At 42.9% G+C, this 12,361-nt stretch carries 13 protein-coding genes and 2 tRNA genes; 10 read left to right on the top strand and 5 right to left on the bottom strand.

Annotated elements, in window-relative coordinates; genetic code table 11:
• Nucleotides 1–238: 238 nt before the first annotated feature.
• From RAH45_RS03990 to modB, 10 genes are all read left to right on the top strand, one after another.
• Entirely contained in the window at nt 239–1,168 is a 930-nt protein-coding gene (locus RAH45_RS03990; protein WP_373429183.1) for a peptidylprolyl isomerase, read from the top strand.
• 377 nt (nt 1,169–1,545) lie between these two features.
• A complete protein-coding gene (gene glp, locus RAH45_RS03985) occupies nt 1,546–2,841 on the top strand; it encodes a molybdopterin molybdotransferase MoeA (RefSeq protein ID WP_306495562.1) in 1,296 nt (431 codons plus the stop codon).
• Nucleotides 2,842–3,112: 271 nt separating this feature from the next.
• Entirely contained in the window at nt 3,113–4,216 is a 1,104-nt protein-coding gene (gene moaA / locus RAH45_RS03980) for a GTP 3',8-cyclase MoaA (protein WP_193031751.1), read from the top strand.
• A 57-nt stretch (nt 4,217–4,273) separates the two neighbouring features.
• Nucleotides 4,274–4,804 carry a molybdenum cofactor biosynthesis protein B gene (gene moaB, locus RAH45_RS03975; protein WP_193031749.1) on the top strand — a complete coding sequence of 177 codons (531 nt, stop codon included), beginning with the start codon at nt 4,274–4,276 and terminating at the stop codon, nt 4,802–4,804.
• Nucleotides 4,805–4,807: 3 nt separating this feature from the next.
• The gene (locus RAH45_RS03970) at nt 4,808–5,578 is read left to right on the top strand and encodes a molybdenum cofactor guanylyltransferase (protein WP_193031747.1); all 771 of its coding nucleotides are present in this window, start codon (nt 4,808–4,810) and stop codon (nt 5,576–5,578) included.
• 71 nt (nt 5,579–5,649) lie between these two features.
• Complete coding sequence (gene moaC, locus RAH45_RS03965) at nt 5,650–6,183, top strand: cyclic pyranopterin monophosphate synthase MoaC (protein WP_373429175.1); 534 nt, start codon at nt 5,650–5,652, stop codon at nt 6,181–6,183.
• A 79-nt stretch (nt 6,184–6,262) separates the two neighbouring features.
• Nucleotides 6,263–6,553, top strand: coding sequence for a MoaD/ThiS family protein (locus RAH45_RS03960; protein ID WP_193031743.1), 291 nt, complete (start codon nt 6,263–6,265; stop codon nt 6,551–6,553).
• Between the two features lie 135 nt (nt 6,554–6,688).
• Complete coding sequence (locus RAH45_RS03955; protein ID WP_068404974.1) at nt 6,689–7,180, top strand: molybdenum cofactor biosynthesis protein MoaE; 492 nt, start codon at nt 6,689–6,691, stop codon at nt 7,178–7,180.
• 174 nt (nt 7,181–7,354) lie between these two features.
• Nucleotides 7,355–8,260, top strand: a complete 906-nt coding sequence (gene modA, locus RAH45_RS03950) for a molybdate ABC transporter substrate-binding protein (RefSeq protein ID WP_082894282.1) — start codon at nt 7,355–7,357, stop codon at nt 8,258–8,260.
• Between the two features lie 218 nt (nt 8,261–8,478).
• Entirely contained in the window at nt 8,479–9,180 is a 702-nt protein-coding gene (modB, locus tag RAH45_RS03945) for a molybdate ABC transporter permease subunit (RefSeq protein WP_068404973.1), read from the top strand.
• A 49-nt stretch (nt 9,181–9,229) separates the two neighbouring features.
• On the opposite strand, the gene RAH45_RS03940 is transcribed toward modB, so the two are convergent.
• The 5 genes from RAH45_RS03940 to msrB form a co-directional block, all read right to left on the bottom strand.
• Nucleotides 9,230–10,246 (bottom strand): D-cysteine desulfhydrase family protein, encoded by a 1,017-nt coding sequence (locus RAH45_RS03940; RefSeq protein WP_306495561.1) that lies wholly within the window; start codon nt 10,244–10,246, stop codon nt 9,230–9,232.
• A gap of 189 nt (nt 10,247–10,435) precedes the next feature.
• Nucleotides 10,436–10,512 (bottom strand) — tRNA-Asp (locus RAH45_RS03935).
• A 51-nt stretch (nt 10,513–10,563) separates the two neighbouring features.
• Nucleotides 10,564–10,639, bottom strand: a tRNA-Val gene (locus RAH45_RS03930).
• Between the two features lie 296 nt (nt 10,640–10,935).
• Nucleotides 10,936–11,421, bottom strand: a complete 486-nt coding sequence (locus RAH45_RS03925) for a glutathione peroxidase (RefSeq protein WP_306495559.1) — start codon at nt 11,419–11,421, stop codon at nt 10,936–10,938.
• 131 nt (nt 11,422–11,552) lie between these two features.
• Nucleotides 11,553–11,975, bottom strand: a complete 423-nt coding sequence (gene msrB, locus RAH45_RS03920) for a peptide-methionine (R)-S-oxide reductase MsrB (RefSeq protein ID WP_068404968.1) — start codon at nt 11,973–11,975, stop codon at nt 11,553–11,555.
• Between the last annotated feature and the right edge of the window lie 386 nt (nt 11,976–12,361).

Raw genomic sequence — 12,361 nt, 5'->3', positions numbered from 1 at the left:
TTTTTATAAAGCTTGTTTTAAAAATAATCGTTATTAGCCATATTTTTCTCAGTAACATGATATCGTATTTTAAAATTTCTATTACCAAAACCCTTAGTGGAGTAACGCCATGACTGTCAGTACTTATAATCCAGCCGACCATGCAAACCATCAACATACTCATGGGCATAGTGACAATCATCATGGTCATGGCAATCACGACCGTGACCATCATAGTCATAGCCATAGCCATGCTCCGATGGGTCGTGGTGATGATATCTTGCGGGTTATGCCAACCTTAAATGATTTGCAAAAACCGCATTCTGACCAAGAGTTTATCGAAAAAGCCATGGCAGAAGAGCGCAGCAACCATAAAAGTCTGATTGCCTCTAGCCGTGATGAGCTGCCATCTGTAACCGTCAATGGCGTGATGATAGATAGAACTGCGATTGCCCAAGAGCTGCAATACCACCCTGCCCCAAATAAAGAAGATGCGGTGTTTCTAGCGACGCAAGCCTTGGTGGTGCGTGAACTCTTGCGCCTTGCCGTTTTAGATGAGCCAAGCCTTGGCGAGGCAGCATGGCTTGACGATGAAGAAAAAGCCGTCTCTGACTTAATAGAAAAAAACGTGCAAGCAACGATGCCCGATATCGCAACCTGCGAGCGCTATTATAAGCAGAATATCACTGACTTTAAGACCGACCCTATTATGAATGTCCGTCATATTTTGTTGGCATGTCCGCCAGAAGACGGTGATGAGCGATTAAAACTTAAAAAAACCGCTTACGAATTTATCGAACAAATCAAAGATAATGTCAATCCTGATGCCGAATTTATCCAACTGGCGCGCCAGCATTCAGCTTGCCCATCAAAAGAGCAAGGCGGCGAGCTTGGTATTATTAATAAAGGTCAAACTGTACCAGAATTTGAAGGCGCGTTATTTAAAATGGATGCAGGACTGGCGCCAAGCCCTATCGAGAGCCGTTATGGTTTTCATGTTGTCGACGTGCTAACCAAAGAGCCTGGCATTCAGATGACTTATGAGCAAGTCAGCCCTGCGATTCATAATAAGCTGAGCCAACAAGCGTTTCATCAATCCTTGTGCGATTACTTATTTACCTTAGCAAACGATGCCGATATCGAAGGTATCGAGATGTCGCTTGAACAAGAAAACATATTCCGCGGCTAAACAATCTATTTTCATTCAATTAATTTTCATATGATAAAGCCGCATTATGATAGGTAGTGATGATATAAAATAGCTCGTATGGTATAACGTATCTTGTTAGGTTATACCATCTCGATAGCTAGATGACTTTAGGGCGTGTCTTCATTTTAAAAATGGTGATAAAAATGAGATAAATTGCAGTCAAACAAGGAAAATAGCGCCGTTAATATCGGGATATTACCTAGCTATTTGATGAAGTTTGGCAAAATTTAGCCATTTTTAGCCCATTTAGATGTCCATCGATTGAATTGAAGACACGCCCTAGTCGTTGTATAAGCTAAATGGCTATCTCAGTTCAATATCAGTTCAATATATATAAATAAAATAAGTAGGGATTTATGATTACTGTCGCAGGGCTTACCGCAAAAATAACGCAGCGTATAGAAACGTATAATAATGACGATTTTCCGCTCAGCGAAAGAGACGTCGTAACCTACGATTTATTAGACAGTCGCAATCATATCTTGGCAACGGATATCGTCTCGCCGTTTGCTGTCCCTAGACAGAATCTGTCGGCGATGGATGGTTATGCGTTGGCACAAGGCAGTACGCTTGACGCCGAAAGCACGATTGCGATCGTCGGTGAGTCGCAAGCGGGCAGTCCTTATAATGGTGACATTGTCGCAGGACAAGGGGTACGCATCTTTACGGGTGCCGTCGTTCCTGACAGCTGCGATACGGTCGTCATGCAAGAAAACACCAATTTTGCCGCTATAAAAAACAGTATTGATAAATCAAAGCCTTATGATATAACGCTTAGCAAAACTGCTAATCCTAATGACAATATCCGTAAGCAAGGCGAAGAGATTGAAGCTAGGGATGTGGTATTACAAAAAGGTAAACGCTTAAATCCTACTGATATCAGCCTATTAGCGAATTTAGGCTTTGATAAAGTCGATGTTTATCAGCCTTTAATCGTTGGTGTACTTGCAACGGGCGATGAATTGGTGGCGATTGGCAATGAGCTAACCAGCCTAGCGCAAATCTATAACTCTAACACCCCGACGCTAAAAACCTTACTCTCAAGCTTACCCGTCACTGTCCGCGATTATGGCATCATTGCTGATGATTTAGATAAAACCACCGCTGCCGTAACCCAAGCGATGCAAAAGTGCGACGTCCTTATCTCTACCGCTGGCGTATCGGTTGGTGACTATGACTTTTTAACCACCGTCATTGAGCAGCTAGGGCAGATTAATCATTATAAAGTCGCCATGAAACCCGGCAAACCCTTTGTCTTTGGCGAGCTGACGCAAAATCTTGCTAAGCCGGTACTATACTTTGGTTTACCCGGCAATCCCCTATCAACTGTCGTTGGCAGCTTACAATTTGTCATTCCCGCTTTATGGCAAATGGCAGGCGCTGCGCCCCAAGAGCGACCCATGCAGCTTAGCTTAACCGCTACCCTTAAAAACGATATCAAAAAATCAGCCGGACGGATGGATTTTCAAAGGGGCATTATGTCGCAGAATGCAGCTGGCGATTTTGCAGTTGAAAGCTTTAGCAAGCAGCAATCACACCGTATCAAACAGCTGAGCCACGCCAATTGCTTTATTGTCTTGGCGCAAGATTCTGGCAATGTAGCCGCTGGCGAGCAAGTATTGGTTCAGCCTTTTCCTTGGTCATATAGCTAAACGCTGTGTTATTAATAAGGCTGCACTATTAATCCTTACATAGTGACTTAATGGTTACATAGTTAATAACTCTTTATGCCATTAATCGTGAGAAACTGAGGGTTTACTATCAAGTGCTATCTACTACTTTGGTGGTAGTTTTTAGCTCACTTACGGTGAATGGTTATTTACGCGCAAGCTGTCATAATTAACTATAAATGGAATTTCCCACTCACAACCTGAGGCAACGCCTAAAAGTACACACTATACTTAATATTAATGGTAATCATCTATGAACCATCTTGCCCCCAACGTAGGCAATGTACAACTGTACTCGCCTGCCGCTGCACCTGCTATTTTTGACGGTGACTTATCGTCGAAAACGGCTCTCTCGTCGACGTATTCTCCGGTCACGCTCTCTCAACCATTAACCGATGGTTTCGCACGACGTCTTACCTATTTGCGTTTATCGATTACTGATTTTTGTAATTTTCGCTGTGAGTATTGCCTGCCAGATGGCTATCAAGGCAAGCCCCCACAAAACGAGCTCAGTATCAACGAAATTGCCACCTTAATCCGCGGCTTTGCCCAAGTTGGCACCAAAAAAGTTAGGATTACCGGCGGTGAACCTTCTATACGCCGTGATGTGGTAGACATTATTAAAACCATCAAAAACACCGAAGGTATTGAAACGGTTGCTATGACCAGCAATGGCTATAAGCTTGGCAAGCATTTGGCTGCTTGGCAAGCGGCTGGACTGAATCAAATCAATATCAGTATGGACAGCTTTGACGCCGCAACCTTCCATAAGATGACAGGCTTTGATATGTTGCCGCAGCTCTTGGCTGATATGGATACCTTACTTGCGACCACAGATATTAAGCTAAAAATAAACAGTATTTTAATGGCTGAAACCGCCTTTGAAAATCTGATGAATGCAATCGACTATGTCAAAGACAGAGCGGTCACCTATCGCTTTATCGAATTTATGCAGACCAGTGACAACAGCGATTTGTTTTTTGCCCAGCACGCACAGTCTGACATCATCACCAATTATTTAATCAAGCACGGCTGGCAAACCCATGTGCGTGGCAGCAATGACGGTCCAGCGATAGAATATAGCCATCCAGATTATAAAGGCCGTATCGGTATGATTGCTCCTTATGCTGCCCATTTTTGTGACAGCTGCAATCGTTTACGGGTTAGTAGCCAAGGTAAGGTGCATCTGTGTCTATTCGACCAAGGTAATTACGATATTCGTCCGTATCTCGAGCAAGACGATGTTGCAGGGCTTGTGAATACCCTGCACAGCTTTATGCCGATTAAACCTGAGCATCATCACCTTCATGAATCAAACAGCGGCATGATGAATAATTTGTCGATGATTGGTGGTTAATTTATTAATAATAAAAACTTTTATTTTCACAACAAGCGTATTTATTAAGGAACATTCATGAGTAAGCTGCAAGCACCTTTTACCCCGCTTAATATCGCCATCTTAACGGTTTCTGACAGTCGTACTCTTGCAGAAGATACTTCAGGGCAATATTTGGTCGATCAACTGACCGCAGCAGGACATCAGCTGGCAGATCGTCAGCTGATAATTGATGATATTTATAAAATCAGAGCCGTCATTAGTAACTGGATTGCCGACCCAGATGTGCACGCTATTATTACCACAGGCGGTACTGGTTTTTATATCCGCGACAGTATGCCAGAAGCGGTTGGCGTCTTGTTTGATAAAGCGGTTGATGGTTTTGGCGAAATGTTCCGCTTAATCTCAAAAGACGATATTGGCATGTCGACGATTCAATCTCGCGCCGTGGCTGGTATGGCAAACGGTACGGGTATCTTCTGCCTGCCCGGTTCATCAGGTGCTTGCCGCACTGCGTGGGAAGGTATCTTACAAGAGCAGCTCGATAGCCGCACGCGTCCTTGTAACTTTGTGCCGCACTTTATGCGCACCAATCCAGGCCACGATTGATTGATGCTGGAAGTTGCAGACAGCTTAATCAAAGCTGATGAACTCAGCCGCTTAGCCGGTATCGTTATCTTAGCAGGCGGCGCCTCCAAACGTATGGGGTCGCCAAAAGCTGAGCTTATCTTGCCAACAGCTGAGCGTTTGCTTGATTATCATGTCAGACAAGCGCTTGAATTAAGCGCTGCGATGATGAGCAATCTACCTATTATGATTGCTGATAACGGACGTGGTTTTAGCGTCAATGCAGATTTGTCTAAGAAAAAACTGCCGTCGCCAATTTTCCATATTACTGATTATCTTTCTACTAACACTCTTTCTAGTAAAAGTGTTTCTAAAAAAGATGATAAACCGATTGAAACCGGCGGCGCGTTGGTAGCGATTGAAGCAGCGCTGCAATCATTAAAGCGTTTGGCAAGTTCAAACCCATTAACGAAAAACGCAAACTGGCAGCAATCTTGGCTACTGGTCATTAGCTGTGATAGCTTGATTCCTATCAGCGATTTATGGCAAAAACTGCAACCTTATATCACGCAAGCTGACGACAAGTCTGTCATTTGCCTGACCGATGACAGTCATTTATATCCATTATTAGGTTTATATCGTTTAAGTATTGAGACTGAGTTAAAGCAATATATTGACGACGGACAGCGGCAAGTAATGAAATTTATTAAGCCGATTGTGCAGCCTGTACCCTTTACCAAAGCATGGCAAGCGTTAACCAATTTTAATACGCCTAAAGATTTTGCCCGTGCTTGTTTAGCCTTGAACAACTTATAAAAAGGTTTATTTAAAGGTTTGGTTAAAGAAAGCAACTTTAAGAAAAATGAGCCCTTTAAGAGAAATAAAGAATGAATAGCGATAGTCAAAAAGACAACAACCAAGCGACTAAGCTACCAAGTAACCAGTCTGGCTTATCGCATCTAGATAGCGACGGTGATATCACCATGGTCGATGTGAGTGGTAAAACGGCTAGTACCAGAGAAGCCCATGCAAGCGGACAGGTCGTTTTTCCTGCGGACATCTATAAGCAAATCAAAGCTGCTGATGGTATGACCAAAAAAGGCAGCATTACTCAAACCGCTCATATTGCTGGTATCATGGCAGCCAAACGCACCCACGACCTGATTCCCCTTTGTCACCCCCTGCCCTTAGATAAAATTGGTCTAAGCTTTGCATACGATGATGCCCATCATAGCATTACCGTAACCGCCACCGTGAAAGTCACTCATAAAACTGGGGTGGAAATGGAAGCATTAACCGCCGTTAGCGTCGCCTGCTTGACCATTTATGATATGACCAAAGCCATCTCGCATGACATTGTGATTGATAATATCCATCTCATGAAAAAAACTGGCGGTAAATCCGACTATCAGCATAAGTAAGAATGATTTAAAAAAATAAAGTTCTGAAAAGCATACCGTTAGACAGTGAACAAGCAGTTTATAAATAAGGGAGATTGCTATGAGCAGCATAGTAGAAAGCAATACAGACTCTAAGTTAGAAACCATGATGAATATCAACGTCTTATATTTTGCCAGCTTAGCCGATGAAGCCAATTGCCATGAAGAAAAAATCACGGTGCCACAGTCGACTTCATTGACCGAACTCTATGAGCAGCTGCGCCAAAAGCATCGTTTTAGCCGTCCGCAGTCGGAGCTACGGGTGGCGGTAAATGACTATTTTGCCAAGTGGACGGATGAGATTTATGATGGCGATAGTGTGGTTTTTATCACGCCAGTTGCTGGTGGTTAATTTAACATAGCTTTTTATTAACCTACTCATTTATCCTTTTTTATCAATCTACTTTTTATGAGCGTCGTGACTTTACGCGATGCTTAAAAGTTAAAAATCTTGTTAAACGAAATTGCTAAATAATAGGCAGAAAAAATGACAGACAACGTACATGGCCAATCGATGAGCATTAAACGCAGTATCGATGAAGCGTACCTCATCGCTGAACGTGATGGTTTTGCGCTGTTAGATACCGATATTGACGAAAGTCGCCTTAAGAAAACGCTCGATAATGACAGCTGCGGCGCCTTTGTCTGCTTTGAAGGCCGCGTACGCAACCATAATAATGCCACAAGCGTCAATCGTCTAACCTACTATGGCTATGAAGATTTGGCCATCAATCAAGGCCGCGCCATCATCAAAGAGGCCAAAAAGCGCTTTGAGATTCTCGATGCCATTGCTATCCATCGCATTGGCGCGCTAGAGATTGGCGATGTAGCGGTTTGGGTTGGTGTGGTTTCTGCCCATCGCTATCCTGCTTTTGACGCTTGCCGCTGGATATTAGATACCATTAAAGCCGATATTCCGGTGTGGAAACAGGAGTACTATCAAGATGATTCTTCAAAATGGCTGAGCAATAATGGTTAATTAACGGTTAATTAATGATGACTCACTCAATAACATTGATGAAAAATAGGTAGTCGTGATATGCATATCGTTTAGAAAATAATTAAGCCAATAACTATAAAAAACTGATGTATACTGCAAAATTATTCATTTTTACTGACTATTGTTCTTTTTTTAAAGTAGAGGATGTAGGTTATGCAATCAAAACTATCAAATGCTCAGCATCAACCCATTACCAATTTTTCTTATTTAAAACGGTATAAATCGATAGCAACATTGGGCGCATCCGCGTGCTTGGCTTTGGCACTAGGCGCTTGTAGCCAAGAAAACAGCCCTAATGAAACCGCAGTGGTTACAGAAAACGCACCACAGACCACTCAACCTAGTGAAGCCATTCGCATTGCTGCCGCCGCCAATTTATCGGACGTATTGCCTGAAATCATCGAAGGTTATAAAAAAGATAAGAACCTGCCCAATCAAGAGATCGAGGTTACCTTTGCTTCTTCAGGTAAGCTATATTCGCAAATCACTGCCGGCGCACCTTACGATATTTTCTTAGCAGCCAACCAAGAGTTTCCGGCCAAATTGGTCGATGATATGTTTAAAGGTGACAGCAGTCGGACGCCGTTTACCTATACTCAAGGTCAACTCTCCATTTATAGCGCGGCCAAGCCGGTTGATAGTTTGAATCAGAGTACACTGACTGAGTTATTAAAGCGTGATGACAAGACGAAAATTACTATTGCCAACCCTGAGCTTGCGCCTTATGGCGAATCTGCCAAGGCTTATTTACAAGCACAGAACCTTTACGACTCTCTAACGGCACAAAAGCGCATCATTCAGGCGGAAAATATTGGCCAAGCCTTTCAATATGCCCACACAGGTAATGTCGATTATGGCTTTGTCGCCCAGTCGCAAGTGACCGCCATCAAAGCGACGCCTGAGCAATTTTATATTTTACCAGCCGACTCTTATCCTGCTATCCTGCAGGACGGTATCGTTATTACCGATGTTGCTAGCGCAGCAGATTTTACTGATTACCTGCGCTCGCCTGCTGGACAGGCTTATTTTGCTAAAGCGGGTTATTTGGCTGTTAAGTAGCTTGTTTGCAGCAATCTATCGAAAGAATAGGTACGGCTTAGGTTTGCTCAAGTGAGTACTTTAGCCCTTGATATGCTTGCCTTCGTGAAATAAGTGAAATGTGACATAAGTGACATAAGTGACACGTTATCAAGGCAAGCTATCTATAAATAACATGGCATCATAAATAATGTCCTATCAGTGGCGCACTGGATAAAAGGTAGATAGATAATCACGCTATGACGTCCCAGTTTCTTATTTCAGACATGCTGCTGCCGGTATGGGTAAGCATCAAGCTTGCCAGCATTACCACCCTTTGCTTATTGTTATTTGCAACGCCACTCGCCTATTGGCTTGCCAAGCCTAGCCGCGGAAATATCGTTGGGCGCATAAAGATTCTATTGATGGGCATCATTGCGATGCCCCTTGTTTTGCCCCCTACCGTCATTGGTTTTTATTTATTATTATTACTCAGCCCGAGCGTCGGTATTGGACAATGGCTTATCGAGCATAATATCAGCCCTTTGGTTTTTACCTTTGAAGGGCTGGTGATCGGCTCTATCATCTACTCCTTACCCTTTTATATTCAGCCCGTCTATGCTCAGTTTTTGCGTATTCCTCAAAGCGTAATGGAAGTGGCAAGCTTATTAGAGCCTAGCCGTCTTAGACGTTTTATAAAAATTGTCCTACCGCAAGCGCGTATCGGTATTATTCTAGGCGGCTTAATCAGTTTTGCGCATACCATTGGCGAATTTGGCGTGGTACTGATGATAGGGGGCAGCATTTCAGGTGAGACCAAGGTTGTCTCTATTGCGATATATGAGCAAGTAGAGGCACTAAATTATGAAGCAGCGCACCTGATGTCGGGGATTCTTATTATTATGGGTGTTATTATGGTGGCGCTGATTGCTACTGTCAGTCGGCTTAATCAGCGCCCATAAGCACTTGTTTTATAAACCAATAACAAGTCAAATTTCTTGTTGTAAGCAATCAAACTTCTGGCTTACGGCTTTTTTTCGCCAAATCCAAATCGCTGGCATAAGCAAATAAAGCCGGCGCACCGCCAGTATGCCAAAACAACACACTATCGGTTTTCTTAATCTTCCCCCTACGAATCATATCGATAAGTCCGCCCATCGCGCGACCAGTATAAACAGGGTCGACCAATATCCCTTCTGTTTGCGCCGTTAAAGCAATCGCCTCATTTTCTAATGCACCCACTACGCCATAGCCTGCGCCAACATAATCAGAGTTAAGAATCAAATCTGACGCGGTAAATTCATAATCTGTCTTGATTAATTTTGCCGTGCTATTAGCAAGCGCTAGCGTATATTGATCAAAGGCGACTTTATCGGTTTCGCTTTTATCAATATTAATACCGACGATTTGATAAGGTGAGTTAAAGATTTTATTGCCAAGCATTAGGCCTGCTTGCGTACCGCCAGAGCTTGAGGCAAATACGATATGGGTCAAGGATATATCCAGGCTTTGACGCTGCAATTCTAGCTCTTTAAACGCCTCTACAAAGGCTAACGCCCCAAGCTCGCTTGAACCACCGTACGGCACCACGTAGACGTTTTTACCTTGGTTGGTTAATTGCTCAACGATGCTAAGAATGTCCTCGCCTTTGCGATGATTGCCTGCCCAGTGGATATGACAACCAAACAGCTTATCTAGTAAAAGGTTGCCATTTGCCTGCTCCGGCTCTTCACCGCCCAAGACTAAATGACACTCTAGTCCTAAGCTTGCCGCCGCCGCTGCTGTCTGACGGCAATGGTTTGACTGTATCGCGCCCGCAGTGATGATGGTATCGGCACCTTTGGCAAGAGCGTCACCGAGGATAAATTCAAGCTTGCGGGTTTTGTTGCCACCCAATGCCAGCCCCGTATTGTCATCTCTTTTCATATAGATTTTGGGACCGCCCAAGGCTTGACTCAATCGTTTCAGCTCAACCAGCGGGGTTGGAAAAAAGCCTAACGGCTCTCTAGGTATGTGGTTATATTCCATGTTATTTTCTATCCTTATTAACAATAGCCATGTAAAATTTAGCTATTAGCACAGCATACAATAGAAATATAAGTCACGCCGCTACTATTTAAAATGAGCAGACACAAAAAAACCCCAAACAATCTAATGTTTGAGGCGAAACTTGCTTAGACTTAACAGTCTAAATTCGTTTTCTAATACTACAGAAAATGGCGCAGCGGACGGGACTCGAACCCGCGACCCCCGGCGTGACAGGCCGGTATTCTAACCAACTGAACTACCGCTGCTTAGGTCGTCTTTAGCATGTCGTCTTCTAAAAGACCCACTCGCTAAATGAGTGGTGGGTGATGACGGATTCGAACCGCCGACATTCTGCGTGTAAGGCAGACGCTCTACCAACTGAGCTAATCACCCTGAAAAGCGTTAAAAAATTGCACTGCAATTTTAGCTTCGCAAGGGAAATCCTTTAAATAGAATTCCCTGAAAGTTTTAACATTCAAAGCTGTCACCCTTTAAATAACTTTCAACAGAAGAGAACTAACTAAAGCCTCGCTCTGTGGGTGTGTATTATATAGATTTACACATGGCTGTCAAACCCTATTTGCCTTTTTCTTGCGTATTTTTTCTTAATTTAGCAGCAATTTATGCAAACCTATGTTTTTATTGGCTTTATATTTTACATAAAATTAATAATTTCTCTAGCTTATTATTTATTTGGCCGCTAATGCTTGTTCAATATCTGCTTTCAGGGCTTCAGGCTTCGTCGTTGGCGCATAACGGTCAATCACTTGCCCATCGGCACCAATCAAAAACTTAGTAAAATTCCATTTGATACCATCTGTCAGCAGCCCGCCTTTTTGGTCTTTAAGCCAATCAAAAATCGGATGCGCATCTTTACCGTTGACATCAATTTTTGCCATCATTGGAAAGCTGACGCCATAATTTTTTTGGCAAAACGTGCCAATCTCCTCGTTAGTCCCAGGGTCTTGCGCGCCGAACTGATTACAAGGAAAGCCAATCACCACTAATCCTTGCTCTTTATATTGTTGATACAGCGCCTCTAGGCCTTCAAACTGCGGCGTAAAGCCGCATTTACTGGCGGTATTGACGATTAATAATACTTTGCCCTTATAATCAGCAAAGGCTTGCGAGGTGCAATCCATACGTTCAGCGGTAAAATCGTAAATAGTGCTCATGATTCATCCTTAAATTGATTGTTTTATTATTTTTACTATTAACGTGCGTACTGATAAGAAAAAAGGAAGCACCGCGTACTTCCCTTTTATCATGCTAACTTTGACTAAAACATTGATTATATTAATACTTATTATTCAGCTTTATCCAAATCGATAGACACTGAGTTGATACAGTAGCGCATACCAGTGGTCTCACGTGGGCCATCAGGGAATACGTGTCCCAAATGCGCGCCGCAATTGCTACACGTCACTTCGGTACGGCGCATGCCAAGTGAATTGTCTTCGTGCTCATCGATAGCGCTATTATCGATACTCTGATCGAAGCTTGGCCAGCCGCAACCGGCGTCAAACTTATTGTCCGACTCAAACAAGCTGGCACCGCAGCCTTTACAGCGGTAGATACCTTTATCATTGACATCGTTATAAACGCCGGTAAATGGACGCTCTGTGCCCTTCTCGCGCATGACGTGATACTCGTCGGCACTTAAACGCGCTTTCCAATCTGCGTCGGTCAATTGGCTGATTTCTTCTTTGCTTAATTGATTGTCTTGCATCTTTTATCCTTATTAAATGATTGGTTATCTCATTTGCGATATGTCAGTTACTGACCAATTTATCGTACGTTTTTATAAAAACGCTAGGCTTTATCTGCTGCTGATTATCTGACTATTCAAGGTAGTGATTATAAAAGTCCTCAATCTAGCAGTGTAAAGTTTCAGGTTTAAAGAAATAACATTAGAGATAGAGAAGTAAAATATAGCAAATTACGCTGCCGCCTAAATCAGTAAAGTTGTAATTTTATTAAACGCGCATTTGGCTCATTTTTTTATTGCTGAAAAATCACGATAGATTGCAAGTTATTCTTGCATTAAATATCAACTTTATAAAAATTCTGTCTTTAGGCTTGCATTAATAAAGTGTATGCAATAATATCTTGCAT

It is taken from the genome of Psychrobacter sp. van23A (assembly GCF_030845275.1).
In the GTDB taxonomy this organism is placed as follows: Bacteria; Pseudomonadota; Gammaproteobacteria; order Pseudomonadales; family Moraxellaceae; genus Psychrobacter; species Psychrobacter faecalis.
Note: the sequence above shows the minus strand (reverse complement) of the source record. Positions and strands in the feature narration are given on the sequence as shown.